The 24,436-nt window shown below is 67.1% G+C and carries 23 protein-coding genes and 1 pseudogene; 8 read left to right on the top strand and 16 right to left on the bottom strand.

Annotated elements, in window-relative coordinates:
* Positions 1-4 precede the first annotated feature (4 nt).
* The gene (oxlT, locus tag CRT60_RS15980; protein WP_098737518.1) at positions 5-1,300 is read right to left on the bottom strand and encodes an oxalate/formate MFS antiporter; all 1,296 of its coding nucleotides are present in this window, start codon (positions 1,298-1,300) and stop codon (positions 5-7) included.
* 386 nt (positions 1,301-1,686) lie between these two features.
* Between oxlT and CRT60_RS15975 the strand changes: the two genes are divergently transcribed.
* The gene (locus CRT60_RS15975) at positions 1,687-1,902 is read left to right on the top strand and encodes a hypothetical protein (protein WP_098737517.1); all 216 of its coding nucleotides are present in this window, start codon (positions 1,687-1,689) and stop codon (positions 1,900-1,902) included.
* 26 nt (positions 1,903-1,928) lie between these two features.
* Here the strand turns inward: CRT60_RS15975 and CRT60_RS15970 are convergent, their stop codons facing one another.
* The 8 genes from CRT60_RS15970 to CRT60_RS15935 all read right to left on the bottom strand — a co-directional run bounded on the left by CRT60_RS15970 (position 1,929) and on the right by CRT60_RS15935 (position 9,769).
* Positions 1,929-2,339: a hypothetical protein gene (locus CRT60_RS15970; protein WP_098737516.1), complete on the bottom strand. Its 411-nt coding sequence runs from the start codon at positions 2,337-2,339 to the stop codon at positions 1,929-1,931.
* 194 nt (positions 2,340-2,533) lie between these two features.
* Complete coding sequence (locus CRT60_RS15965; protein WP_098737515.1) at positions 2,534-3,022, bottom strand: YajQ family cyclic di-GMP-binding protein; 489 nt, start codon at positions 3,020-3,022, stop codon at positions 2,534-2,536.
* Between the two features lie 123 nt (positions 3,023-3,145).
* Positions 3,146-3,868: a hypothetical protein gene (locus tag CRT60_RS15960; protein WP_098737514.1), complete on the bottom strand. Its 723-nt coding sequence runs from the start codon at positions 3,866-3,868 to the stop codon at positions 3,146-3,148.
* Between the two features lie 129 nt (positions 3,869-3,997).
* On the bottom strand, positions 3,998-5,011 hold the full coding sequence (locus CRT60_RS15955) for a peptide ABC transporter ATP-binding protein (protein WP_098737513.1): 1,014 nt from the start codon (positions 5,009-5,011) through the stop codon (positions 3,998-4,000).
* Positions 5,011-6,000, bottom strand: a complete 990-nt coding sequence (locus tag CRT60_RS15950) for an ABC transporter ATP-binding protein (protein WP_098737512.1) — start codon at positions 5,998-6,000, stop codon at positions 5,011-5,013. The genes CRT60_RS15955 and CRT60_RS15950 overlap by 1 nt, the downstream gene beginning before the upstream one ends.
* A gap of 4 nt (positions 6,001-6,004) precedes the next feature.
* Entirely contained in the window at positions 6,005-6,928 is a 924-nt protein-coding gene (locus tag CRT60_RS15945) for an ABC transporter permease subunit (protein ID WP_098737511.1), read from the bottom strand.
* Between the two features lie 9 nt (positions 6,929-6,937).
* Entirely contained in the window at positions 6,938-7,948 is a 1,011-nt protein-coding gene (locus CRT60_RS15940; protein WP_098737510.1) for an ABC transporter permease subunit, read from the bottom strand.
* A gap of 222 nt (positions 7,949-8,170) precedes the next feature.
* Positions 8,171-9,769 carry an ABC transporter substrate-binding protein gene (locus tag CRT60_RS15935; RefSeq protein WP_098737509.1) on the bottom strand — a complete coding sequence of 533 codons (1,599 nt, stop codon included), beginning with the start codon at positions 9,767-9,769 and terminating at the stop codon, positions 8,171-8,173.
* Positions 9,770-10,167: 398 nt separating this feature from the next.
* On the opposite strand from CRT60_RS15935, the gene CRT60_RS15930 reads away from it, so the two are divergent.
* Positions 10,168-11,118, top strand: coding sequence for a DMT family transporter (locus CRT60_RS15930; protein WP_244592526.1), 951 nt, complete (start codon positions 10,168-10,170; stop codon positions 11,116-11,118).
* 84 nt (positions 11,119-11,202) lie between these two features.
* A complete protein-coding gene (locus tag CRT60_RS15925) occupies positions 11,203-12,066 on the top strand; it encodes a ChbG/HpnK family deacetylase (protein WP_098737507.1) in 864 nt (287 codons plus the stop codon).
* 5 nt (positions 12,067-12,071) lie between these two features.
* Here CRT60_RS15925 and CRT60_RS15920 read toward each other — a convergent pair whose 3' ends face one another.
* Together CRT60_RS15920 and CRT60_RS15915 are read right to left on the bottom strand one after the other, a co-directional pair.
* Positions 12,072-13,706: an AMP-binding protein gene (locus CRT60_RS15920; RefSeq protein WP_098737506.1), complete on the bottom strand. Its 1,635-nt coding sequence runs from the start codon at positions 13,704-13,706 to the stop codon at positions 12,072-12,074.
* Between the two features lie 355 nt (positions 13,707-14,061).
* Positions 14,062-14,565 (bottom strand): hypothetical protein, encoded by a 504-nt coding sequence (locus CRT60_RS15915; protein WP_042704187.1) that lies wholly within the window; start codon positions 14,563-14,565, stop codon positions 14,062-14,064.
* Positions 14,566-15,514: 949 nt separating this feature from the next.
* Between CRT60_RS15915 and CRT60_RS15910 the strand changes: the two genes are divergently transcribed.
* Positions 15,515-16,318: a response regulator gene (locus tag CRT60_RS15910; RefSeq protein WP_098737505.1), complete on the top strand. Its 804-nt coding sequence runs from the start codon at positions 15,515-15,517 to the stop codon at positions 16,316-16,318.
* A 58-nt stretch (positions 16,319-16,376) separates the two neighbouring features.
* Here the strand turns inward: CRT60_RS15910 and purU are convergent, their stop codons facing one another.
* Entirely contained in the window at positions 16,377-17,243 is an 867-nt protein-coding gene (gene purU, locus CRT60_RS15905) for a formyltetrahydrofolate deformylase (RefSeq protein WP_098737504.1), read from the bottom strand.
* A gap of 224 nt (positions 17,244-17,467) precedes the next feature.
* On the opposite strand from purU, the gene CRT60_RS15900 reads away from it, so the two are divergent.
* On the top strand, positions 17,468-17,854 hold the full coding sequence (locus tag CRT60_RS15900; RefSeq protein WP_098737503.1) for a hypothetical protein: 387 nt from the start codon (positions 17,468-17,470) through the stop codon (positions 17,852-17,854).
* A 161-nt stretch (positions 17,855-18,015) separates the two neighbouring features.
* On the opposite strand, the gene CRT60_RS36465 is transcribed toward CRT60_RS15900, so the two are convergent.
* The gene (locus tag CRT60_RS36465; protein ID WP_167421722.1) at positions 18,016-18,183 is read right to left on the bottom strand and encodes a hypothetical protein; all 168 of its coding nucleotides are present in this window, start codon (positions 18,181-18,183) and stop codon (positions 18,016-18,018) included.
* A 257-nt stretch (positions 18,184-18,440) separates the two neighbouring features.
* On the opposite strand from CRT60_RS36465, the gene CRT60_RS15895 reads away from it, so the two are divergent.
* From CRT60_RS15895 to CRT60_RS15885, 3 genes are all read left to right on the top strand, one after another.
* A complete protein-coding gene (locus CRT60_RS15895) occupies positions 18,441-19,283 on the top strand; it encodes an N-acetylmuramoyl-L-alanine amidase family protein (RefSeq protein ID WP_098737501.1) in 843 nt (280 codons plus the stop codon).
* Positions 19,284-19,391: 108 nt separating this feature from the next.
* The gene (locus tag CRT60_RS15890; RefSeq protein ID WP_244592525.1) at positions 19,392-20,111 is read left to right on the top strand and encodes a BON domain-containing protein; all 720 of its coding nucleotides are present in this window, start codon (positions 19,392-19,394) and stop codon (positions 20,109-20,111) included.
* A 12-nt stretch (positions 20,112-20,123) separates the two neighbouring features.
* Entirely contained in the window at positions 20,124-21,581 is a 1,458-nt protein-coding gene (locus CRT60_RS15885) for a hypothetical protein (RefSeq protein WP_098737497.1), read from the top strand.
* A gap of 162 nt (positions 21,582-21,743) precedes the next feature.
* Here CRT60_RS15885 and CRT60_RS15880 read toward each other — a convergent pair whose 3' ends face one another.
* From CRT60_RS15880 to CRT60_RS15870, 3 genes and pseudogenes are all read right to left on the bottom strand, one after another.
* Positions 21,744-22,742 carry an NAD(P)H-quinone oxidoreductase gene (locus tag CRT60_RS15880; RefSeq protein WP_098737495.1) on the bottom strand — a complete coding sequence of 333 codons (999 nt, stop codon included), beginning with the start codon at positions 22,740-22,742 and terminating at the stop codon, positions 21,744-21,746.
* 426 nt (positions 22,743-23,168) lie between these two features.
* Positions 23,169-24,086, bottom strand: a complete 918-nt coding sequence (locus CRT60_RS15875) for an IclR family transcriptional regulator (protein WP_098737493.1) — start codon at positions 24,084-24,086, stop codon at positions 23,169-23,171.
* A gap of 125 nt (positions 24,087-24,211) precedes the next feature.
* Positions 24,212-24,436 (bottom strand): annotated as a pseudogene (locus CRT60_RS15870) (succinate--CoA ligase subunit alpha); the annotation flags it as partial.

The following is a 24,436-nucleotide window of genomic DNA, read 5'->3' as shown; positions in this document are numbered from 1 at the left end:
GCCGTCAGCGCTCGGCGGAGACCGGTGCCGCCTGAAGCCCGTAATCGTCGGCCTGGATGAAGGCCGCGCGCAGCGGCTTCAGGACGAACAATGCCAGCACCGCGGCCACCAGATTGAAGCTGGCGGCGATATAGAACACGGCGTGCCACCCGAAATGGCTGGCGATGATGCTGCTGAGCGGGACCAGAAGCGCCGCCGTGCCCTTGGCGGTGTAGAGCATGCCGGCGTTGGTCGCCGCGAACTTCGAGCCGAAGGTGTCGCCGGCGGTGGCCGGGAACAGGCTGTAGATTTCGCCGAAGACGCAGAAGAACATCGCGGTGAAGATCACGAACATCACCGGGTTGCGGCCGAGCTGCGTCACCAGGACGATGGCGAGCGCCGCGATGCCGAAGGCGATGAACATGGTGTTCTCGCGGCCGATGCGGTCCGACACCCAGCCGAAGAAGGGCCGGCCGGCGCCGTCGAGGATCCGGTCGATGGAGATCGCCAGCGTCAGCGCCGGCAGGACGAGGCCGAACATGTTGATCGGCGAATCGGCGACCTGGAAGTCATGGGCGATGGGCGCGATCTGGGCCGCCGCCATCAGGCCGCCGGAGGCCACCATCACGAACATGACGTAGAGCAGCCAGAAGACCGGGGTGCGGATGACGCGGGACGGCGGGTGGTCGATCTTGGTCTGGGCAAGCCCGCTCCTGCGCACCGGGCCGCTCGACTTCGGCGCCTTGCGCAGGAAGAAGGACAGCACGAAGATGACCACGCCCTGCCCGATGCCGAAGACCAGGAAGGCCTGCTCGTAGCCTTGGGAGGCGATCATGTTGGCGATGGGAATGACGGTGGCGCCGGCCCCGGCACCGAAGCCGGCGGCGGTGACGCCCGCGGCCAGGCCGCGCTGCTGCGGGAACCATTTCAGCGCATTGCCGACGCAGGTGCCATAGACGCAGCCGGCGCCGATGCCGGAGATCACCGCCGCGGTGTAGAGCATCGGCAGCGAGGTGGCCTGGCTGTCGATCACCCAGGAGCCGCCGACCAGCAGGCTGCCGACCAGCACCACCACCTGCGGGCCGTAGCGGTCGACGAACCAGCCTTCGACCGGGACCAGCCAGGTTTCGGTGAAGACGAAGATGGAAAAGGCGATCTGGATGGCCGCGCGTCCCCAGCCATGCTTGGCATCGATGGGATCGACGAACAGCGTCCAGCCATATTGCAGGTTGGCGATCATCGCCATGCACAGCAGGCCGACGCTGAGCTGGAACCATTTGTTGTGCAGAAGACCGCGGTCTTCGGTCGTCTCTGTGGTCATGCCCCAAAGTCCCGTTGAGCGTGGGGGCGCAGGATCGGCGGGGTGTGGCTGTCCGCTGTGGCGGGCCACCCGCATCGCACCGCATCAGGCGCCGTTCGGACATGACTGTGCGCCTCAACAATCCGTATTCCAAATACCGGATACCGAATGCGTTATTCTTTTCCACATCGTGGAATGCGTTGAAAAGTCTCGCTTTTTTACGCTAGCAGGCATGCGCCGATTGCTCACCTTACGAACAGAACTGTCAAGGCAGAGCCATGCGGCGCACACATATTTGAAATACGGTATCTGGTATACAGAATATCTTGTTGCGGTGCAAAGACAGGCGCATGATCCGGTCATGTTCAACGGCGCTGCCGAGCCGCGCCGCAGCCAGGGGAAATCGCATGATGTCCAGCATCCTGACCCGCCTGTTCGCCGGTTCCGCCACTCTGGCACCCGCCGGCTTCGCCCCTGCGGGAGGCGATCTCCCCGCTTCGTTCCCGCACATCGCCCTGCCGGATCTGTTTGCCGGTTTCCGCACCCGCCATGGCGGCGGCAAGCGCAAGCCGGAGTCGCCGGACGTCGCGCTGTCCTGGGCCGAGTTCGGCCGGGGGTTCTGAACGGAGATGTCTCGACGCGGCCGGACTCAGGCCGCGGAGTTCTGGGTCAGCAGGGTGGTCAGCCAGCGGAAATTGGCCCCGTTGCCGGTCTGGATGGCGCTTTCCACCACCTGCATCGCGGTGGCGGGGTCCTGCGGGTCGGGCACCGGGGATGCGGCGGGGTCCATTCCGGCCCCGCCTTGCCCCTCTTCCTGCGCGAACAGGGTGACGGCACCGACGCCGAGGCGCACGGAGGGCTGGGCGTTCGCCACCACTCCCGCGCCGCCGGCACCGGAGGCGTCGCCCTCCCCGACCCCGTTCAGGGTTTCCAGCATCGCCGCGAACTGGCCGGCCAGCGCCCCGGCCTGCCGGGACGCAGGAGTCCCTTTGCGCTCCAGGACGTCTTCCGCCCTGATGCGCATGGCTTGCGTGGCCTCGCTGTTGGCCATCATCGACATGGGACGATCCCCTGCGGTTTGTGGCGAACCGCAGGGATACACGCAAAAATCACGCCATCAACACAACCGGCGATTCACAAGGGCCGGCGCCGCTCCTGCGACGATTTGACCGGCAAAAATTTCCCAGCCGCCCGGCAGAAGATTCCCAGCCGCCCGGCAAGGCTTGCCGGGCCGGGGCTGGTCCGACGGCTGCCTCAGTCGCGGAAGTTCTGGTACTGCAAGGGCTGCTCGATGCCCATCCGCTTGACCACGGCGATGGCGTCCTGCAGGTCGTCGCGCTTCTTGCCCGTCACCCGCAGTTCGTCGCCCTGGATCGAGACCTGGACCTTCATCTTGCTGTCCTTGATCCCTTTGACGATGGTCTTCGCCAGATCCTGCGCGATTCCCTGCTTGATCGTCACGGTGTGGCGCAGGGCATCGCCCGCGGCGCGCTGCGGCTGCGCGGTGAAGTCCAGCGCCGCGGCGTCGAGCTTGCGGCGGGTCACATAGACGCGCAGCAGTTCCTGCATCTGCGCCAGCTTCGGCGCGTCGTCGGCCAGCAGAACGATCTCGTTCTCGGTCCGCTCCACCGTGCATTTGGAGCCCTTGAAGTCGAACCGGGTTTCGATCTCGCGGCGGACACCGGCGAGGGCGTTGTCGATCTCGTGGACGTCCGTCTCGGACACGATGTCGAACGACGGCATGGCGGCACTCTCCCTGATAGGACTTGGAAACGAATCGGGCCAACCGTAAAGAAGACGGCCGCCGCACTCAACAGCCGCTTTGCCGCCTGTGTTTCAGTGATGGGCGTTTCAGCGCTGTTCGTTTCACCGGGCGGGCGGATGGAACGGCAGGGCGATTTCCCGCAACTCCTTGCCCGGCAGCAGCAGGATCGCCACCGCCCGGTCCGGCTCGAACCGCCAGCTGCGCGGATCCTTCAGGTCGGGGCCGTCGCACTCCGCCGCCAGATCGGGGCCGAGCGCCGCCCGGCAGGCGGAGATGGCAGTCGCCGGCCAGGAGCCGGAGCCGAACATCTGCGCCGGGGTCGGCACCTGCCTGCGCGCAAGATCGACCGTCAGCGCCGCCGCGTATCGAAAGCCGTTGCCCTGCACCCCCTCGCCCAGGAACTGGACCGACAGCAGACCGGGAGCGACGATGTGGACATCCGCGGTCAGGACCAGTTCCGCCTCCATCCCCTCCGGCAGGTCGGCCGAGCTTTCGCGGAACGAGCCGGTTTCGCCCTCGACGAAACGGCGCACCGTCTCGTTGAAGAAGGCGGCTCCGGGCGTGGCCGGGCCGGCGATCTCCGGCCGCTCGGCCCGGATGTAGAGGCGGCTGCCCGGCGTCCCTTCGGTCTGCGGAACCATGCGCAGCCGTGCGCCATGCGCCGCATCGGCGGCACCGGGCGCCGGTGTCGAACAGACCGGCTTTTCCTCCGCAGTTTCTGCTCCGGCGCGGGCCTGGCCACAGTCGAGGCTGGCCGCGGCGGCCGGAGCGGCAAGGCCGAGCAGGACCGGCAGGCAGAAGGCGGCAAAGCGGCGGAAGGCCATGGTGCGGACTCCATCGCGAGGAGGCCGCATCAGTGGAGCAAAGATAGCCCGGCCGCCGCAAGGGGGGCCGGGCTCGTCTTCACCGCAATCCGTTACCGCAATCCGTCGGGGCAAATGTCCTGCCGCCGGTCAGTCCATCTGTTCGGCGTAGTGACAGGCCACCAGCCGCTCGTCGACGGTACGCAACGGCGGAACCTCCGCCGAGCAGCGCTCGGTGGCGAAGGGGCAGCGCTTGTGGAAGGAGCAACCGGGCGGCGGGTTCAACGGCGACGGCAGCTCGCCCTTCGGTACCACCCGGTCCATCCGCAGATCCGGGTTCACCCGCGGCGTCGCCGCCAGCAGGATGCGGGTGTAGGGGTGGCGCGGACGGCTGAACACCACGTCCTTGGCGCCATGCTCCACCGGCTTGCCCAGATACATCACCATCAGCGAATCGGCGATGTGCCGCACCACGCTGAGATCGTGGGAGATGAACAGGTAGGCGAGGTTCAGCTCTTCCTGCAAATCCATCATCAGGTTCAGCACCTGCGCCTGGATCGACACGTCGAGCGCCGACACCGGCTCGTCCGCGACAACGACGCGCGGATTGAGCATCAGGGCGCGGGCGATGGCGATGCGCTGGCGCTGGCCGCCGGAGAACATGTGCGGATAGCGGTCGACCTGATCGGGGCGCAGGCCTACCTTGCCCATCATGGCGACCGCGCGGTCGCGCCGCTCGTGCTTGTCCATGGCGGTGTTGATGACCAGCGGCTCGGTCAGGATGGAACCGACCGTCTTGCGCGGGTTCAGCGAGCCGTAGGGATTCTGGAAGACCATCTGCACCGTGCGGCGCAGCTCCTTCATCTCCGCGGCGCTGCGCCCGACGACCTCTCGGCCGTCATAGAGCAGCTCGCCCGAGCTGGGCGGCTCGATCATGGTGACGGAACGGGCCAGCGTCGACTTGCCGCAGCCCGATTCGCCGACCACCGCCAGCGTCTTGCCGGCCTGGAGGCGGAAGGACACGCCGTCCAGCGCCTTCACCGTCGCCATCGGCTTGAAGGCGCCGCGCTTGACCGCATAGTGCTTGCGCAGGTCGCGGGCTTCCAGCACGACCGAATTGCCGGCCGAGGCCTCGAAGATATGGGGTTCGGTCTGGATGCTCATCACAGCGCCTCCCCGGCGGCGGGATGGCCGTCCGGCAGCGGGTAGAAACAGCGCGCACGCCCGTCGTCCACATCGAACAGCGCCGGACGTTCGGCACGGCAGCGCGCGTCGGCGAAGCGGCAGCGCGGGCTGAACAGGCAGCCGGCCGGCCGGTCGGCGATGCCCGGCACCATGCCGGGAATCGTCGGCAGCCGGCGCTTGCCGAGCGCCCGCTCCGGCAGCGCATCCAGCAGGGCGCCGGTGTAGGGGTGGCGCGGCCGTTCGAACAGGGACTGGACGGGCCTCGTTTCCGCCACCTGGCCGGCATACATGACGACGACGCGCTGGGCCGTCTCCGCCACCACGCCCATGTCGTGGGTGATCAGGATCAGCGCCATGCCGCGCTCGCGCTGCAACTGGACCAGCAGGTCGAGGATCTGCTTCTGGATGGTGACGTCCAGCGCCGTCGTCGGCTCGTCCGCCACCAGCAGGCGCGGGTTGCAGGCGATGGCGATGGCGATCATCACGCGCTGGTTCATGCCGCCCGACAGCTGGTGCGGGAAGGCCGACAGGCGGGTTTCCGGCGCCGGGATGCCGACCTGCTCCAGAAGCGCGATGGCGCGGTTGCGCAGCGCCTTGCCGGACAGCCCCTCATGGACGCGCAGGGTCTCCATGATCTGGAAACCGACGGTGAAGCAGGGGTTCAGGCTGGTCATCGGCTCCTGGAAGACCATGGCGACGTCCTTGCCGGTGATCTTCCGGCGCTGGGCGGCGGGCATGGTCAGCAGGTCCCGGCCGCCGAACATCATCCGGTCGGCGACGACGCGGCCGTTGGAGCCGAGAAGCCCCATCACCGCCAGCGAGGTGACGGACTTGCCGGAGCCGGATTCGCCGACGATGCCGACGACCTCGCCTTCGTCCACGGTCAGGTCGATGCCATCCACCGCGCGGAAGGTGCCGGCGCGGGTGGTGAACTCGACCGACAGGTTCTTGATGTCGAGAAGAGGCATGAGGTCAACGCTTCAGCTTGGGGTCGAGCGCGTCGCGAAGACCGTCGCCCAACAGATTGAAGGCCAGCACCGTCACCAGGATGGCGATGCCGGGCCAGGTCACGACCCAGGGGGCGCGCTGGAGGAACTGGAGCGAGGAGGCCAGCATGGTGCCCCATTCCGGCGTCGGCGGCTGCGCGCCGAGGCCGAGGAAGCCCAGCGCCGCGGCATCGAGGATGGCGGTGGAGAAGCCCAACGTCGCCTGCACGATCAGCGGGGCGACGCAGTTGGGCAGAACCACGATCAGCATCAGGCGCAGCGGCCCGGCCCCGGCAACGCGCGAGGCGACGACATAGTCCTTGTTAACCTCGGCCAGCACGGCGGCGCGGGTCAGGCGGGCATAGTGCGGGATCACCACCACCGACACCGCCAGCATGGCGTTCACCAGCCCCGGCCCGAGGATGGCGGCCACCACCACCGCCAGCAGCAGCGACGGCAGCGCCAGCAGGATGTCCATGGCGCGCATGATCAGCACGTCGGCCATGCCGCCGAAGAAGCCGGCGACCAGCCCCAGCCCCAGCCCGACGGCCAGCGACAGGGTGACGACGATCAGGCCGATCATCATCGACAGCCGCGCGCCGTACATCAGGCGGGACATCATGTCGCGGCCGATGTCGTCGGTGCCCAGGATGTAGCTCCAGCTTCCGCCCTCCTGCCAGACCGGCGGGGTCAGGATGGCGTCGCGGTACTGGATGTCGGGATTGTGCGGGGCGATGACGCCGGCGAAGATGGCGATCAGCGCGATCAGCGCGATCACCACCAGACCGCCGAGCGCGCCCTTGTTCTGCTTGAAGTGATACCAGAACTCGGTCAGCGGGTGCGGCGGGCGCGACACGGCGACCGGTTCCGGGACGGCGGGCTCTGGATTGGTCGAGAGTTCAGCGGACATGGATTGGCCTCACCGCGCGTGACGGATGCGGGGGTTGAGGACGCCGTACAGCACGTCCACCAGCAGATTGACCAGGATCACCGAGGTGGCGATCAGCAGGACGCCGCCCTGCAGGGCCGGATAGTCGCGGCGGTTGATCGATTCGATCAGCCATTTGCCGACGCCCGGCCAGGAGAAGATGGTTTCGGTCAGGATGGCGCCGCCCAGCAGCGTGCCGACCTGCAGGCCGATGACGGTCACCACCGGGATCAGCGCGTTGCGCAGCGCGTGCATGCCGATGACCCGGCCGTCGGCCAGGCCCTTGGCGCGGGCGGTGCGGATGTAATCCTCGCCCAGCACCTCCAGCATGGCCGAGCGCGTCATGCGCGCCACCACGGCCAGCGGCACGGTGCCCAGCACGATGGTCGGCAGGATCAGGTGCGACAGCGCCGAACGGAACGCCTCGTACTCGCCGGCCATCAGCGTGTCGATCAGCATGAAGCCGGTCACCGGCTCCACGTAATAGACCAGATCCAGGCGCCCCGAGACCGGGGTCCAGCCCAATGCCACCGAGAAGAACAGGATCAGCAGCAGGCCCCACCAGAAGATCGGCATGGAATAGCCGGTCAGGCTGGCGCCCATCACGCCGTGGTCGAACAGCGACCCGCGCTTGACCGCCGCCAGGATGCCGGCCGGCAGCCCCACCAGCGTCGCGAACAGCATGGCGCACAGCGCCAGTTCGAGCGTCGCCGGGAACAGGGTGACGAATTCGCTCAGCACCGAATTGTGGGTGACCAGCGACAGGCCGAAATCGCCGGACAGCACGTTGCCGACATAATCGAGGAACTGTTGCCAGAGCGATTGATCGAGACCCAGTTCATGGCGGAGGGCGGCCAGCCGTTCGGGCGCGATACCCCGTTCGCCGACGCGCACCTCGATGGGGTCGCCGGGAACCAGCCGGATCAGGATGAAGGTCAGAAAGGTGATGCCGAGAAAAGTCGGAATCACCAAGCTTACCCGCGTCAGGATGAAGCGAAGCATCGACGGGTACTCGTTTTTTAAAACTACGGTGAAAACTGGAACGGAGCGCTGACTTGGCAACGCCCCGTTCCATCAGGGGCACCTGCCCCCACTCCGGCCCTCTCCCGCTTGCGCAGGGTTGGGAATGTCCTTCGTTTCAAAGGATTGGAGGCGCGGAACTCCACGCCTCCAATCCTGTACGCTCATTGCCGCACCCCCATTTTGCAGAGGGCGCGCCTCACATCACTTCAGGTCGACGCCTTCGAAGCGATGGACGCCGAACGGGTCCATCTTGTAGCCGACGACGTTCTTGGCGAGGCCCGTGTAAACCACCGAATGGGCGATGGTGTACCACGGCGCCTCTTCCTTGAAGATGACCTGCGCCTGCTCGTACAGCTTGGTGCGCGCGGCGATGTCGGTGGTGCGCTTGGCCTGGACGACGAGGTCGTCGAACTCCTTGTTGCACCACTTCGACAGGTTGTTGCCGCCCGGACGCGCAGCCTCGCAACCCAGCAGGGTGTAGAGGAAGTTGTCCGGGTCGCCGTTGTCGCCGGTCCAGCCGAGCATGCCCATCTGGTGCTCGCCCTGCTGCATCCGCTTGCGGTATTCACCCCACTCGTACTGCACGATCTTCGCCTTGATGCCGACCTTGGCCAGATCGGCCTGCATCATCTCGGCGACGCGCTTGGCGTTGGGGTTGTACGGGCGCTGCACCGGCATCGCCCACAGGTCGGTCTCGAAGCCGTTGGGATAGCCTGCGTCGGCGAGCAGCTTCTTGGCGCGCTCGACGTCGTAGGGATAATCCTCGATGGCGTCGTTGTACGACCACATGGTCGGCGGAATCGGGTTCTTGGCCGGGACGCCGGCAGCCTGATAGACCGCGGCGACGGTCGCCTTCTTGTCCAGCGCCATGCTGACGGCGCGGCGGACGCGCACGTCGTCGAACGGCTTCTTCGTCACGTTGAAGGAGACGTAACCGACGTTCAGGCCTTCCTGCTCCTGGACGACGATGGAGGTGTCCTTCTTCATGCCGTCGATGTCGGCCGGATTCGGATACGGCATGATCTGGCATTCGTTGGCCTTCAGCTTGGCCAGACGAACCGCCGCATCGGGCGTGATCGCGAAGACGAGGTTGTCGAGCGGCTGCTTGCCGCCCCAATACTGCTCGAACGCCTTGTAACGGATGACGGCGTCCTTCTGGTAGGCGACGAACTGGAAGGGACCGGTGCCGACCGGAACCTGGTCCAGCTTCTCCGGCGTGCCCTTCTTCAGCAGCATCGCGCCATATTCGGCCGACATGATCGGGGCGAACGGCATGGCGAGGTTGGCCAGGAACGGCGCCTCGACCGCGTTCAGCGTGAACTTGACCGTCAGGTCGTCGACCTTCTCGATCGACTTCAACAGCTTGGGCATCGCCATGTCGTTGAAGTAATCGTAGGCGCCGCCGGAGATCTTGTGGAAGGGATGATCCGGCTTCCACTGGCGTTCGAACGAGAAGATCACGTCGTCGGCGTTGGCGTCGCGGGTCGGCTTGAAATCGCCGACGCTGTGCCACTTGGCACCGGCACGCAGCTTGAAGGTGTAGACCAGCCCGTCGTCGGAGATGGTCCAGGATTCGGCAAGGCCGGGAACGACCTTGGTGCCGCCATGCTCGAACTGGACGAGGTTGTTGTAGACCGGAAGAGCAACGTCGAAGCTGGTGCCGGTCGTGTTCAACATGGGGTTGAAGTTTTCGGGGCTACCCTCGGAGCAATAAACAAGGGTCTTCGCCGCCTGGGCCGGCGCCGACAGCGCCAGCGCCGCGGCCATACCAAGCCCGGCACCCAGCAGGATGCGCTTCATTCGTCTTGCCTCCCGATTCCGATTGGAGCGTATGGAAATTGCCAGAACGCCTTTGGAAATAGCGTCGCCATTTGGCGCGAGCCCAAGGCGCCTGTCAACGCCTACATGCATACGTGGCTATACCGTGGCGCAGAGCACAATTCGTGGCGCCAATACGTCCGTATGGATACATTTTCGCCCCCAAAAACGAAACAGTTGCAAAGCCAACCATCCGGTTGACCGAACCGGCAGCTTCCTGCCCCACCGAATCAGGCCATGCGGGTGGGGCGCCGGGGAAATGCGCGCAGCCGCTGGAGGTGGCCAGCTGCCATGCGCACCCGCCGTGAAGTCGGGCGGCGAGCCCCATGCTAGGCTGGGTTGCACCTGCCATGAAACCATTTTTCGGATACCGGTCCGGCATGCCCTTTCCGCTTCTGCCGTCCTCCCTGCGGTCCGGGCCGCTGGCCGCCTACAGCCTCTACATCGTCGGGTCCGCGCTGCTCGCCTCCAACCCCGTGGTCGGGCGGGCGGCGGCGCATGTGGTGCCGCCGATCGGGCTGGCCTTCTGGCGCTGGCTGATCGCCTTCCTGATCGTGCTGCCCTTCGCCCTGCCGGGCCTGCTGGCCCACCGCGGCCAGTTGAAGGCGCAATGGCGGCGTTACCTGCTGCTGGGCGTGCTGGGCCAGGGGATTTCAGGGGCCATCGTCTATTACGGGCTGGAGCGGACCAGCGCCACCAACGCCAGCCTGATCTATGCCACCAGCCCGGCGATGATCCTGGCGCTGGCCGCGGTCTGGCTGGGCGACGCCATCCGGCCGCGGCAGATCCTCGGCATCCTGCTGGCGATGGCCGGGGTGCTGGTGATCCTGACCCGCGGCGACCTGGAGGCTTTGCGGCACCTGTCCTTCAATGGCGGCGACCTGCTGGTGCTGGCCGGGGCGGTGTCCTGGTCGGTCTACACCATCCTGCTGCGGCAATCGGGCACACCCCTGCCGGTGGTCACCGCCTTCGCCGCCAATGCGCTGGCCGGCGTGCTGGTGCTGGCGCCCTTCTATGCGTGGGAGACGGTGGCGGTGCGGCCGGTCCCCTTTTCCGTCTCCACCGTCCTGTCGATCGTCGCCGTGGCGCTGTTCGCCTCGGTGCTGGCTCTGCTCGCCTATCAGAAGACCATCGTGATGATGGGCGCGGCCCGCGCCTCCACCGCGCTGTACGTGTCGCCGCTGTGGGCGGCGCTGGCCTCCTGGGCAATGCTGTCCGAGCCGTTGCAAAGCTTCCACCTGATGGGCGTGCTCCTGGTGCTGCCCGGCGTGATGCTCGCCACCCTGCAAGCCCGCAGGCCGGCGGCGGAACCGGCAGGCAAAGCAGCCTGAGCGGCATGCCAACCGGTATCGCTTGATCGGCAAGGGCCGCCCTCCCATCTTGGCCGGACCTTCGCCACCCGCATCCGTCCGGCCATGACCGATACCGCATCCACCCCCTTGCTGCTCTGTGCCGACGATTACGGGCTGGCGCCCGGCGTCAACGCCGCCATCCGCGAGCTGATCGCCCAGGGCCGGCTGACCGCCACCTCGGTCATGAGCCTCTGCCCGCATTGGCGCAGCGGCGCGGATGCGTTGCGCGAACTGAAGGGCAAGGCCGACGTCGGGCTGCATTTCACCCTGACCGACCAGCCGCCGCTGGGGCCGATGCCGATTCTGGCGCCGGACGGACGGCTGCCGCCGCTGGGGCGGCTGATGGGCTGGGCCTATCGCGGGACGCTGAATGCGCCGGCGGCACGGGCAGAAATCCGTGACGAACAGTCACGCCAAATCGCCGCCTTCACCGACGCCTGGGGTGCCCCGCCCGACTATATCGACGGCCACCAACACATCCACCAGCTGCCGGTCGTCCGCGATGCGGTGGCGGAGGCGCTGGCCAGCTTGCCGGGCGCCTATGTCCGCCTGTGCGGCGAGCCGGTGGCGGCGGTGCTGCGCCGGGGCGTGGCGGTGCCGAAGACGCTGCTGATCGGCGGGCTGGGCGGCGGGCTGAGGCGCATGGTGCGGGAGCGCGGCATTCCGGCCAACGACCGCTTCGCCGGAGTCTACGACTTCGCCGGCAGCCGCCCCTTCGCCGACCTGATGCCGCGCTTCCTCGATGGGATCGGCGGCCGGACCCTGGTGATGGTCCACCCCGGCCTGCCCGACGAGGACTTGCGCCGCGTCGACACGCTGGTCGAGCCGCGGCGCGCCGAATACGACTATCTGCGGGGGCCGGAGTTCGCCGCCCTGCTGGAGGCACGCAACATCCGGCTGACCCGCTTCGCCGGCCTCCCCCGGTAAAGGCGTTACTCCGCCTCGTCCGGCTGCCAGGCGCGGCGGCGCAGCTTGAAGCGCTGGACCTTGCCGGTTTCCGTCCGCGGCAGGGCGTCGAGGAACTCCACGGCGCGGGGGTATTTGTAGGGCGCGATGTGGTCCTTGACGAAGGCTTGCAGCTCCTCCGCCAGGCGCTCGTCGGGACGGACATCGTCGCGCAGGACGACGAAGGCCTTGGGGATGGTTCCGCGCACCGGGTCGGGCGCGGCGATCACCGCGCACTCCTGCACCGCGTCATGGCTCAGCAGGATGTTCTCGACCTCCAGTCCGGAGATCTTGTAGCCGGCCGAGACGATCAGGTCGTCGGTGCGGGCGTGGTACCAGAAGAAGCCGTCCTCATCGACGTGGAAGGCGTCGCCGGTCAGGTTCCAGCCCTGCTGGACATAGCTTTCCTGGCGCGGATCGTCGAGATAGAGACAGCCGGTCGCCCCGCGCACCGCCAGCCGGCCGACTTGGCCTGGGGGAAGCCGGCGGAACTGGTCGTCCACCACCATCGCCTCATAGCCCGGCACCGGCTTTCCGGTGGAGCCCGGCCGCACATTGCCGGGCACGGCATGCAACACGGCGTTCAACAGCTCGGTGGTGCCCAGGCTGTCGAGGATCTCCAGGCCGGTGGCATCGCGCCAGCCCTCGAAGGTCTGCTGCGGCAGCGGCTCTCCGGCCGAGATGCAGAGGCGCAGGCCGGACAGCCCCTTCGCCAGCGCCGGGTCGGCGGCCATGCGGCCGATCATGCCGCGATAGACGGTCGGCACGGTGACCATCACCGTCGCCTTGTGGCGGGTGGCGGCCTCGATCAGCCGGTCGGCGGTCCCGCGCTCCAGCAGGATCACCGAGGCGCCGATGCGCAGCGGGAACAGCAGCAGCCCGCCCAGCCCGTAGGCGAAGGCCAGCGTCGGCGAGCCGCAGAAGACATCCTCGGCCGTCGTGCCCAGCACGGAGCGCGGCGACAGGTCGGAGATCGCCAGCAGATGGCGGTGCAGATGGGCGGCGGCCTTCGGCGTGCCGGTGGTGCCGGAGGTGAAGGCGATCAGCGCGACGTCGTCCTGCGCCGTGTCGGCGGCCTGGAAGCCCGGCGGCTTGGTGGCGATGCGGTGTTCCAGCTCGCCGTCGCGGAAACCGACGATGCGCAGCGACGGCAGCGCCGCCTCTTCCAGATCGTCGAGGAAATGCGTGTCGCACAGCGCCATGTCGATGGAGGCGCGCTTCAGCACGTCGGCAAGCTCGGGCGCGCGCAGCAGCGGCATGGTCGGCACCAGCACCCCGCCCGCCTTGATCACCGCCAGCCAGCAGGCGGCCAGCATCGGCGTGTTGGGACCGCGCAGCAGGACGCGGTTGCCGGTGACCATCCCGTAATCCTCGGTCAGGACGCGGGCGATGCGGTCGACGGTGTCGCGCATCCGGCCATAGCTCCAGACCTCGCCATCGCCGCCGATCAGGCAGGGACGCCCGTCCCAGCCGCGCTCGCGCCAGCCGTCGATCAGGGCGGACACGGCGTTGAGACGCTGCGGATACTGAAGTTCGGGACGGTCGAGAATCAGGTCGGGGCGCTGCGACGGCGCTGGCAGCCGGTCGCGGGTGAAGCTGTCCAAATGTCCGGATGGCGTCATGCGCTGAGTCGTCCCCCCCCGTTGCAGGACGGGAAGAACAGGGCCGGCGTGATCGGTGGGCGGACCCGGCCGCCACACGCGCGGTTCAGACACGGCCATGCCGTCGGCCGGCGCGAATGCGCATCCCTTCATGGGCAATGCTCCATCTCCCCCCGCAGAGGACGCATGAACACGCCTCCGTCTTATCTTTTATGATCCGACTATAGTGCCAGGGGGAGCAACTGAGCCATGCAACGAACGAATGGTGGGTGCACCATCAATCGCCATTCGTGCCGGGACAAGTGACTGAAAAGGCCAGTTTTTCGTTGGTAAGACGCATGATTTGGAACGAAAGTACGGGTCGGCCTGCCGATCGTCAGCCGTTCTGCAGGTAAAGATCGATCTCGCCCTGCTCCATCACGTGGGCGGTGCCGTGGATGATGCCGTTGGCGACCTGGATGATGCGGTGGATCATCGCGACGGAGGTCTGGCAGTCCATCCGCAGCTTGTCGGGATCGCCGCTGTCGATGTCGGTGCCGATCCGCTCCAGCGTGTGGGCGATCACCTGATGGGCCTGGGCGATGGTGTCCTCGAAGGGACGGAGGAACTTGGACGGCACATGGCCGTAGGCTTCGATCGCCAGTTCCTTGTCGGAGAAGCCGCTGTCGCGGAAATGCTCGGCATAGCTCTTCGGCTGCCAGATTCGGCATTCCTCCAGCATGTCCGGCATGTCCGGGATCATCTCGATCAGCATCACGATTTCGTTGAAGTGATTGAGATAGTCGGTCGCCAGCAGCGTCTTCTCGGAAATGTTCGTGCCGCGCACGCGCTCCCGCCACCGGGCGAAGTCGGCCAGTTCATCCGGCGGAATGCCGTCCATCAGGGACCGATCCAACTCTTGGTCTTCCATGCACAAACCCGGACCCGATGCGGCAGCCCACGCGATAACCCCGGCCGGCACAGGTCCGCCGGCCCTGAAACGGCAGGGTGCGCCCAAAGACGCCATACCCCAACCGTGTGCCGATGTCCTTAACGTTGGATTAAACGCGTTGCAAGTGCCGGCTTGTGAAAGTCCCCGATTGACGGAAGCGAAGCGGCGACATGGCCGTTATCTTGGCAGATAAAAGTTCGCCGCCGGCGCCACCCGCGTGATGTCGCGGCGGCGCCCGGCGGCGATTAGGATTGGCGGTTCAGGGAGGACTCACACCATGCCACTTCCAACACCGCCGCTGACGGTTGGTTCCCGAGCAGGACAGTCGGCGATTCGAATCGCTGCCTTGGCGGAAAAGAAAAACGCGCCGGCCTGGGGGGTGGCCGGCGCGCACGAGGATCGGGAACACTCGCCTCGCCCCCGCACGGCACCGGAAAGACCGGTGCTGGGGGGCGAAGACAGAGTAGGCTTGTAAGCCTTTCCGAACGGTTAAGTCTCCCCCTCCGGCATCCCCTATGCCATGCCGGTCATAGGCCGCCGGCAAGCCCCGGAGCCCCCGATCCGGCCTTGCTGCATAGTATTCATACTGAGTAATCCGTTGTCGGTATCTCGAATAAATCTTTCGGGTTCACTCCCGTTAGGCCGCGGACTGCGCCATATGAACTTCACCGCTGCCGCTCGGGATGAGTCAGTCTGCTGATCGAAGCAGCGGCGATGGCGTCGTGATCTTCGGCAGGGCCGCCCAGGCGGTCCGGTCGCCGGATTTCAGCGCCGGACATGCTGACCGGGAACAGGCGCCCGGGAGAGATCGAGTTGCACCGGCCGTATCCGGGGTCCCGGAAACGGCACATCGGGTGGATGCCAGGAACACGCGCCGCAGAAAGGCACGGGGAGAGAGATGGAGCAGTACACCGGTCACTTCATGCAGCATTTGCCCTACCTGCGCCGCTACGCCCGCGCGCTGACCGGGACGAACGGGCGGGGGGACGCCTTGGTGACCCGCACCCTGGAATGGTACCTGGAGGCGGACGAGGCGGAGAGCGGCCGCGGCGACGACACGTCGCGCGGTACGCTCTACCGCCATCTGCACAAACTGCAGGACGAGGACGGCTCGCCCCCGGCGGTCGCGCCCTACCATCCGGTGGAATCGGCGCTGATGACGCTGGCGGAGACCGACCGCCGGCTCTACCTGCTGGTCAACCTGGAGGATCTGCCGGTCGGCGAGGCCGCCGCCGTGCTGGGTCTTGCCCCGGAAGACGCGGTGGAACGGCTGAGCCACGCCCGCGAGCGTGTCCGAGCCCGGCTGACCGCCACCATCCTGATCGTCGAGGACGACGCCATCATCGCCTACGATCTGGCGGAGACGGTGCGCGGCATGGGCCACATCGTCTGCGGCAACGCGGCGACGATGGACGAGGCGCTGTCGCTGGCGGCGGAGCACCGGCCGACGCTGGCCTTGATGGACATCCGGCTGGCCGACGGCGACAACGGGCTGGAAGTGGCGCGCGAGCTGCGGGCCCGCCGGTTCCTGCCGGTGATCTTCGTCACCGCCTTCCCGGACGATCTGGCCAAGCACGGGCTGGAGCATCTGGGCCCGGTGATTCCGAAGCCCTTCACCCGCGACCAGATCGAACAGGCGATCACACGGGCCGTGTTCATGCCGCAGCCGGAAGATGCCCGCGAGACGGCGCAGCCCCATTGAGGGGCGGCGCCAGCCGGCACGGTTGTCCTGAAGTGGACTGGCCTGGAAAGCGGTGGGCTTAGCGGAAGACCACCGTCTTGTTGCCGTTCAGCAGCACACGATGCTCCACGTGGTAGCGGACGGCACGGGCCAGCACGATGTTCTCGATGTCACGCCCGATGGCCACCAGGTCGTCGGGCGTCATCGTATGGTCGACACGCTCCGCCTCCTGCTCGATGATCGGGCCTTCGTCGAGGTTGGAGGTGACATAGTGCGCGGTGGCGCCGATCAGCTTCACGCCTCTCGCATGGGCCTGATGGTAGGGCTTGGCGCCCTTGAAGCTGGGCAGGAAGCTGTGGTGGATGTTGATCACCCGGCCGGCCATCCGTTCGCACAGCGCGCCGGACAGCACCTGCATGTAGCGGGCGAGCACCACGAGGTCGATTTTCTCCTCGTCGACGATCTCCAGCAGGCGGGCTTCCTGCTGCGCCTTGTTGTCGGAGCCGACGGGCAGATGGTGGAACGGGATGTTGTGCCACGCCGCCAGTTGATAGAAATCGCGGTGGTTGGAGACGATGGCCGGAATCTCGATCGGCAGATAGCCGGTGCGGTAGCGGTACAGCAGGTCGTTCAGGCAGTGGCCGAACTTCGACACCATGATCAGGACGCGCGGGCGGCGCCGGGCGTCGTGGATCTTCCAGGTCATGCCGAAGCGCTCGGCCACCTGGGCGGCGAAGTCGGCCTCCAGCTGCGCCTTGCCGGGCCCGGCCGGGTTGCCGTTGAAGCTGACGCGCATGAAGAACAGGCCGGAGATGCGGTCGCCGAACTGCGCGCTGTCGATGATGTTGCAGCTCCGCTCCGCCAGGAAGCCGGACACCGCGAAAACGATGCCGACGGTGTCGGGGCAGGAAACGGTGAGGATATAGTCGGAGCCGGTCTCAGACATCGCGCGTCCACCATGACGTAACAGCAAGAAAAGGGGGAGGCTTCCCTAGCACGAACGCCGCGATGTTGCACCCGCTTCATGAGCGGGTGTGCACATGGCTGTGCCGTCAAGCGCGTGTGCCCCCGATGCCGGGCGGTCCACGCCGCTCTGGCATCGGCCGGCCGGCGGTGCGACAATCGGCGACGGCGGCCGGACCGGCCGGCGGAGGAAGACGGAGTCCCCCCATGGCATCCGGCGGCAAGATCATCGGTGAATACACCAAGGGCAAGGTCGACAAGCTGATGACGGCGGACGCCGCCGACAGCAGCCGCAGCCAGCGCATCCGCCATTTCCTGGAAAACATGGATGCCGCGATCCTGGAGGCCAACTGCGAGGTCATCGGGCGCGAATTGCCGAACCTCGACCGCGACTCCTTCCTGCGGATGGCGGTGCGGGTGGCCGAACTGCGCGCCGACTATATCCGTGCCGGCCTGAAGATGTCGGAGTCCCGGCACCCCGACGCCGCCGCCGTCACGGACCTCGCCCGGCTGCGCGCGGCCTACGAGCAGATGCTGGCGGTTTACGAGGCCGCGGAGCGGGTGATCGAACGCGGATACGCCAAGCTGGGGTGAGGTGCCGGGACATCCCCCTCTTCCCTTCCCTGGAAACAGGACCCGGAAACAAAAATCCCCCTCCCCGCGGTCCTGCGGAGAAGGGGGCGTGACCCATCGGTCACAAAATTCAGTGGCGACCCACCTGAAAGACACCGGTCGGCCAAAGCCGACGGCCGGGGTCAAACGTCGTGGAAATGTTCCAACTCACGACGCAGGCTGGTGGCCTCCTGTTGCAGGCCGACGATCCGGCGGACGTCAGGACTCTGCTGCTGTCCCTCGCGTTCGAGCTTGTCCTCGATATCGCGCTGCTCTTGCCGGATGATGTTGAACAGTGCTTTCCTCAACATCGACACCTCCCGAGCTGATCGCTAAAATTTTAGCGCTTTTTCAATTCGCCATCAAGCAACCAATGACCTCTGTCGAATCCTCGGCACGTCAAGTCTGCCCCGGTTACCGAATGCCCACAAATATTCAGAAACGGTAATCTGGCCGGCCTTGACAATACTTTTGCGCCGCCGCATTGGTTAATGATTCAGGCTAGATGAACGGCTGGCACGGCCTGGTGCCGATGCCTTCCCTCCTTTGCAGCACGGTATTTTTGGCCATGGATCGACGACAGCTGCTTGGGCTCGGGCTCAGCAAGCTTTGGTTAACCGCCTTCGGCGCCGCCGGTCTGGCGCTGGCCCAGCCGTTGGGTTCGGGCAGCGCCCAGGCGTCGGGCCGGCGGCCCGACCGCAAGCCGGCCGGCGGCACTTCGTCGCGGTCGCGGCTGGTGATGCTCGACCCCGGCCATGGCGGCAACGATCCCGGCGCCATCGGCACCCGCGGCACCTTCGAGAAGGAGGTGACGCTGGACATCGCCCGCGACGTGGCGCGCATCCTGGCGGAGCGGCATGGTGTCGCCGTCCGGCTGACCCGGCGCGACGACCGCTTCCTGGCGCTGGACGACCGGGTTGCGCTGACGCGCGAGGCCGGGGCCGACCTGTTCGTGTCGATCCACGCCGACAGCGCCCCCAATGCCGATGCCCGCGGCCTGTCCGCCTACATCCTGTCGGAAAAGGCATCGGACTCCTTCGCCTCCCGCCTCGCCCAGCAGGAAAACCAGGCCGACCGCTTCGGCAAGCCGGGGGCGGTCGGCGGCGGCCGGATCGTCAAGGACATCCTGATGGACCTGACGGCGCGCCACACCCGCCATGCCTCGCTGGCCGCCCGCCAGATTCTGGTGGAGGGGGCGGGCAAGGAGCTGCGCCTGCTCGAAAACCCGATGCGCGCAGCCAATTTCGCGGTGCTGAAGGCGCCGGACGTGCCGTCGGTGCTGGTGGAAACCGGTTTCCTCTCCAACCCCAGGGACGAGGAAATCCTGCGCGACGCGACCGCCCGGCGGGTGGTTTCCCGCGTCCTGGCCCGTGAAATCGCCGGCGTGCTTTCCAGCCCAGCTTTCGCCTGATTTCGCCGTGAGACTGGCGAAGGCATCGCGGCGACCTGTGCTTCGCGGACATCCCTTCGCACTCGCAGCGACTGCAACATCCGTGCATCACCTCGGGACAAAGTGACGATGACTGGTGAAAGCCTCGAATTTCCCCATTGCAAAGACTGTTCCGCCGTGACTTTTTCCGGCCGCGCGCCGATTCCGCCCGGCGCTGGCCATGCAGGCGAAAGGAGGCACACTGTGACGGGTTCGAGCCGCCTTTGGACAGTCTTCGCACTCGCCTGCACCGCCGGTGTTTCGCTGGCCGGCTGCGGGCCGCTGGTGCTGGGCGCCGCGGGCGGGACCGCCGTCGTGGCGACGCAGGAACGCGGCTTCGGCGGCTTCGTCAGCGACACCGAAATCCGCGCCCGCATCAATTCGCTGTGGCTGCAGCATTCCATCGACCTGACCAACCGCATCGGGCTGACCGTCGACCAGGGCCGCGTCCTGCTGACCGGCCGCGCCGCCGACGCGCAGATGCGGCTCGACGCGGTGCGCCTCGTCTGGCAGGCGCAGGGCGTCAAGGAAGTCATCAACGAAATCCAGATCGACAACGGGTCCAGCATCATGGACACCGCCCGCGACACCTGGATTTCGACCCAGATCCGCAGCCACATCACGTTCGATGCGGATATTCATAGCCAGAACTACAGCATCGATACCGTCGATGGCGTTGTCTATCTGATGGGGGTCGCCAGTTCGCAGGAAGAGCTGGATCGCGCGCTCCAGCACGCCCGTTCGGTGCCCAACGTCCAACGCGTCGTCAGCTACGTCCGTCTGCTCCCGAACCCAAACATCCAGGGTTGAACCCCGACCGCCATGGCCTCCGCCCTATCCCGTGTCCTCGCCGTTCTCCGCACCGCCGCCGTCGCCGCAGCCTTGAGCCTGCCGGTGGCGTTCGCGGCCGGTCCCGCATCGGCGCAGGACGCGGCGGTACAGGATATGGCCGGGCAGCAGGACGGGGCGAAGCAGACCGTGCTGGCGCAGGACCAGGACGGCGGCGGGGCGGACAACCCGGCCTCCGGCACCCCCGGCCCGGCCAACCGCCTGTTCGTCCAGGCCTTGCAGCTGATCCGGCAGGCCGACAACACCTATGACGTCGCCGAGGAGGGCCGCCTGCTGAAGGAGGCGGACAAGCTGTTCAACGACATCGTGACGAAATATCCCGACAGCCCGCTGGCGGTGCAGCTCGTCACCAACCAGTTCGTCGGCGATTTCGACTTCTACGAATTCCGCTCGCGCATCCGGGCGCTGGTCTGCAACGACCAGCTGAACAGCCTGTGCTTCCTCCACCGCATCGGCGAGATGCTGCCGCCGGTGGAGACGCCGATCAACGCGGCGCGCTGGGACTGGCTGTCGCTGGCCGTCGCCTACCAGCAATTGGGCGATGTCGGCCGCGCCAAGGAGATCATGGCGCCCTTCGTCAGCGCGGTCCGCCGCGGCGGCGTCGCCGACAGCTCCGGCCAGGACCTGTTCGTCGCCCGCGCCCTGTCGCTGATGGGACAGACGCCGCTGGCGCTCGACATCACCCGGCAGATCAACGACTGCTCGACCCGCATCTACAACCTCGCCGACATCGCCAAGGCGGCGGCGTGGCGTGGCGACGGCGGCCTGACCAACGCGCTGGCCGACGAGGCCAAGAGCTATGCTTCCAGCCACAATTGCGCCTGGGAGCTGGGGCTGGTCGCCCAGACCCTGCTGCGCGCCGGCAAGGAGGCGCAGGCCCGCACCCTGTTCCTCAACACGGTCGAGACGCAGTTCTCGAAATTCAAGGAAACCCGCGGCGACTGCTGCCCGCCGGAACTGGCGGTGGCGGCGGCCGACATCGGCGAGCCGAAGCTGGCGCTGGGCCTGCTCAGCACCGTGCAGGACGAGAATCCCTGGACCATCCCGGCGGTGCTGGGGCGGCTCGCCAAGCGCGGCGAGGCGGGCATGGCGGTCGCCTACGCCGAGCAGGTGGCGGACATCGACACCCGCGGCGAGGCTTTCGCCGAGCTGATCGAAGCGGCGATGAAGCGCGGCGAGCCGGCCGTCGCCAACGATCTGATGAACCGCCTGAACAAGCTGGTGGACGAGGCCGCCGGCCGCCGCCCCGGCCTGCTGGCGCAGCGGGCCAAGGCGGAGAAGGTCTTCTACAACGACGACCGCTGGCGCCGGACTTTCCAGCTGGCGATCAACGCGGCGGAGAAGGCCAGCAACTTCGTCCGCCGCGACATCGGCGCCCCGCTGCTGGCCGCGCTGGTCCGCATCGAGACCGGGCTGCCGATGCTGGATTGAGGCGGAATTAACGCCCTCTCCCGCCCCGGGAGAGGGAGGGACCCGCCGAAGGCGGGAGGGTGAGGGGCGATCCGGACATGAATCTCATATCTTTGGATTACCCCTTACCCTTCCCAAGCTTCGCTTGGGCCCCTTCCCTCTCCCGGGGCGGGAGAGGGAGATTTACCCCACCGCCAGCACCAGCTTGCCGACATGCTGGTTGCTCTCCATCAGCCGGTGGGCATCGGCGGCGTTGCCAAGCGGGAAGACCTCGTGGACGACCGGCTTGACCGTGCCGGCGGCGACCAGCGGCCAGACGCGCGCCTTCAGCTGCTCCGCCACCGCCTGCTTGTAGGCGATGGGCCGCGCCCGCAGGGTCGAGCCGGTCAGCACCAGCCGCTTGGTCATCACCGGGAAGAAGTTCACGTTGGCCGTCGCACCCCGGACGAAGCCGATGCAGACATAGCGGCCTTCGACCGCCAGCGCGTCGATGCTGCGGGCGACGTAATCGCCGCCGACGATGTCCAGCACCACATTGACGCCGGCCCCGCCGGTCGCCTCCTTCACCACCGCGACGAAATCCTCCTCGGCATAGTCGATGGCGCGTTCGGCGCCGAGCCGCACGCAGGCGGCGCATTTCTCGGCCCCGCGGGCGGTGGCGAAGACCCGTGCGCCGAAGGCCGCCCCCAGCTGGATCGCCGTGGTGCCGATGCCGGACGTGCCGCCATGGACCAGCAGCGCCTCGCCGGGCTGGAGCGCGCCGCGCTCGAACACGTTCGACCAGACGGTGAAGAATGTTTCCGGCAGCGCCGCCGCCTCGGCCATCGACAGACCCTCGGGGATCGGCAGGCACTGCGCCGCCGGCACCACGCAGTACTCGGCATAGCCGCCGCCGGCCAGCAGGGCGCAGACCGGATCGCCGATGCGCCAGCCCTCGACCCCCTCGCCCAGCGCATCGACGGTGCCGGCGACCTCCAGGCCGGGGATGTCGGTGACGCCCGGCGGCGGGTTGTATTTGCCGAGCCGCTGGAGCACGTCCGGCCGGTTGACGCCGGCGGCCTGGACGGCGATGCGGATCTCGCCGGGCGCCGGATCGGGAACCGGACGGCGCGCCGGGATCAGCACCTCCGGCTTGCCGGGCTGGCTCACCTCGATTGCCGTCATCTGTCTGGGTTCTGCCATTCGGATCACTCCCCTGCCCTGTTCTTGTGAAAGGTCTGGGGGGGCACTGTGTCGTCGCGGCGGACGGCCAGTCCACGCGGCGATGGATCCGATTTCGCCCTGCGGAAAAATCAGAAAAAATGGCCGTGCTGCACACAGCACGGCCAGTCTCCGAGAGAAGCGCGAACATGCAAAACAACACATCCGCCCGATGAGAAAGGAACGCCTTTCCCGAGACAGACAATCGCACCGCCCACGCCGATTTTCCCGAGAAAAAAGACGCTTTTCCATCCCGTGGAAACGGCCCTTTTATCAAGAAAAAGGGCCGCATCCCGTGAGGAATGCGGCCCGAAGTGCGCCAGGGAGGAATGCCAACGTGCACCACCTGCCGTCAGCTCTTGGCGTTCTCTTGCTTGAAGCGTCTCTTTGTCCCTTGTCAGGGATGGATCAGTTGGGAACCGGCACGCGGCCACCCAGCTCCTGCGTCACCGCCGCGGCGGCGCGCTTGACCATTTCGCCGAGCGCGCGCAGCCGCGCGTCCTCGATGCGCCGGCTGGAGCCGGACAGCGACAGGGCGCCCATCACACGGGAATTCTCGTCGAAGATCGGAGCGGCGACGCAGCGCAGGCCGGACACCCGCTCCTCCTGGTCCAGGGCATAGCCGCGGGTGCGGACCAGCGTCAGGTCACGGTACAGCGCCGGCAGCGACGACAGGGTGCTGCGGGTGAACTGGCGCATGCCGCGCTGGGTCACGATGGTCTGCACCTTGGTCTCGGGCATGCCGGCCAGCAGCGCCTTGCCGACGGCGGAGCAGTGCAGCAGCGTGCGGTCGGCCTGCGGCACCGCGACCTGGGCGGCGCGCGGACCGCCGACGCGGGCCAGATAGAGCGCCTCGCCATTCTCCTCGACCGCCAGATTGACGATCTCGCTGCTCTCCTCCATCAGGCGGCGCATGCGGGGACGGGCGACATCGACCAGATTGCGGGTCTTCAGGAAATTGGCGCCAGTCATGTAGGCCTGGACGCCGACCACCCAGCCGCGCGCGCTCTGGTCGAAGCGCACATAGCGCTCGTACTGCAGCGTCGTCAGCAGGCGGTGGGTGGTGGAGGGCGACAGGTTCGCGGCCTCCGACAATTCGGTCAGCGTCATCGGACCGTCGTTGGAGCCAAGGATCGTCAGGATGTTCAGCGCGCGACACAGCGACTGGACCACCTGGCCGCGCTCGGCCTTGGCCTCCTTGCCGTTGTCGTTCTTCACCCGCGGCGTCTCGATGATCGCGGTCTTGATGATGGCCGCGGCGCCCTCGCTGGGGTCGTCATGGATGATGCGGCGGGCCAGGATGCTGTTTTGGGCTTGCGCTTTCATGTCCCATCTCCCTCGGGGTCCGGCGCGTTGGTTGCGCCTGTCTGTTGCGGCTGATGGCGTGAGTGACAGAAGGCTTGGCTAAGGCCGCGGGACCGTCGCGGACGGCGGCCCCGCGGGGGGAACGGTTACCCTTTGAAAATCGCCTGCATGGTGGAGCCCAGGCTGGCGGGGCTGTCGGCGACGGCGATGCCGACCGACTTCATGAAATCGATCTTGAAGTCGGCGGTGTCGTTGCCGCCGGAGATCACAGCACCGGCATGGCCCATGCGGCGGCCCGGAGGAGCCGTGCGGCCGGCGATGAAGCCGACGACCGGCTTCTTGGTGCCCGAGGCCTTGATGAACTCGGCGCC

The organism is Azospirillum palustre (assembly GCF_002573965.1).
In the GTDB taxonomy this organism is placed as follows: Bacteria; Pseudomonadota; Alphaproteobacteria; order Azospirillales; family Azospirillaceae; genus Azospirillum; species Azospirillum palustre.
Note: the sequence above shows the minus strand (reverse complement) of the source record. Positions and strands in the feature narration are given on the sequence as shown.

Excerpts from the sequence above, each read along its gene's own strand:
- CRT60_RS15920 (WP_098737506.1), bottom strand. The coding sequence starts at position 13,706 with ATGACGCCATCCGGACATTTGGACAGCTTCACCCGCGACCGGCTGCCA.
- CRT60_RS15900 (WP_098737503.1), top strand. The coding sequence starts at position 17,468 with ATGGCATCCGGCGGCAAGATCATCGGTGAATACACCAAGGGCAAGGTC.
- CRT60_RS15975 (WP_098737517.1), top strand. The coding sequence starts at position 1,687 with ATGATGTCCAGCATCCTGACCCGCCTGTTCGCCGGTTCCGCCACTCTG.
- CRT60_RS15955 (WP_098737513.1), bottom strand. The coding sequence starts at position 5,011 with ATGAGCATCCAGACCGAACCCCATATCTTCGAGGCCTCGGCCGGCAAT.
- CRT60_RS15960 (WP_098737514.1), bottom strand. The coding sequence starts at position 3,868 with ATGGCCTTCCGCCGCTTTGCCGCCTTCTGCCTGCCGGTCCTGCTCGGC.
- CRT60_RS15885 (WP_098737497.1), top strand. The coding sequence starts at position 20,124 with ATGGCCTCCGCCCTATCCCGTGTCCTCGCCGTTCTCCGCACCGCCGCC.
- CRT60_RS15930 (WP_244592526.1), top strand. The coding sequence starts at position 10,168 with ATGCCCTTTCCGCTTCTGCCGTCCTCCCTGCGGTCCGGGCCGCTGGCC.
- purU (WP_098737504.1), bottom strand. The coding sequence starts at position 17,243 with ATGTCTGAGACCGGCTCCGACTATATCCTCACCGTTTCCTGCCCCGAC.
- oxlT (WP_098737518.1), bottom strand. The coding sequence starts at position 1,300 with ATGACCACAGAGACGACCGAAGACCGCGGTCTTCTGCACAACAAATGG.
- CRT60_RS15890 (WP_244592525.1), top strand. The coding sequence starts at position 19,392 with ATGACTGGTGAAAGCCTCGAATTTCCCCATTGCAAAGACTGTTCCGCC.
- CRT60_RS15915 (WP_042704187.1), bottom strand. The coding sequence starts at position 14,565 with ATGGACGGCATTCCGCCGGATGAACTGGCCGACTTCGCCCGGTGGCGG.
- CRT60_RS15950 (WP_098737512.1), bottom strand. The coding sequence starts at position 6,000 with ATGCCTCTTCTCGACATCAAGAACCTGTCGGTCGAGTTCACCACCCGC.
- CRT60_RS15970 (WP_098737516.1), bottom strand. The coding sequence starts at position 2,339 with ATGTCGATGATGGCCAACAGCGAGGCCACGCAAGCCATGCGCATCAGG.
- CRT60_RS15935 (WP_098737509.1), bottom strand. The coding sequence starts at position 9,769 with ATGAAGCGCATCCTGCTGGGTGCCGGGCTTGGTATGGCCGCGGCGCTG.
- CRT60_RS15875 (WP_098737493.1), bottom strand. The coding sequence starts at position 24,086 with ATGAAAGCGCAAGCCCAAAACAGCATCCTGGCCCGCCGCATCATCCAT.
- CRT60_RS15940 (WP_098737510.1), bottom strand. The coding sequence starts at position 7,948 with ATGCTTCGCTTCATCCTGACGCGGGTAAGCTTGGTGATTCCGACTTTT.
- CRT60_RS15910 (WP_098737505.1), top strand. The coding sequence starts at position 15,515 with ATGGAGCAGTACACCGGTCACTTCATGCAGCATTTGCCCTACCTGCGC.
- CRT60_RS15945 (WP_098737511.1), bottom strand. The coding sequence starts at position 6,928 with ATGTCCGCTGAACTCTCGACCAATCCAGAGCCCGCCGTCCCGGAACCG.
- CRT60_RS36465 (WP_167421722.1), bottom strand. The coding sequence starts at position 18,183 with ATGTTGAGGAAAGCACTGTTCAACATCATCCGGCAAGAGCAGCGCGAT.
- CRT60_RS15880 (WP_098737495.1), bottom strand. The coding sequence starts at position 22,742 with ATGGCAGAACCCAGACAGATGACGGCAATCGAGGTGAGCCAGCCCGGC.
- CRT60_RS15965 (WP_098737515.1), bottom strand. The coding sequence starts at position 3,022 with ATGCCGTCGTTCGACATCGTGTCCGAGACGGACGTCCACGAGATCGAC.
- CRT60_RS15895 (WP_098737501.1), top strand. The coding sequence starts at position 18,441 with ATGGATCGACGACAGCTGCTTGGGCTCGGGCTCAGCAAGCTTTGGTTA.
- CRT60_RS15925 (WP_098737507.1), top strand. The coding sequence starts at position 11,203 with ATGACCGATACCGCATCCACCCCCTTGCTGCTCTGTGCCGACGATTAC.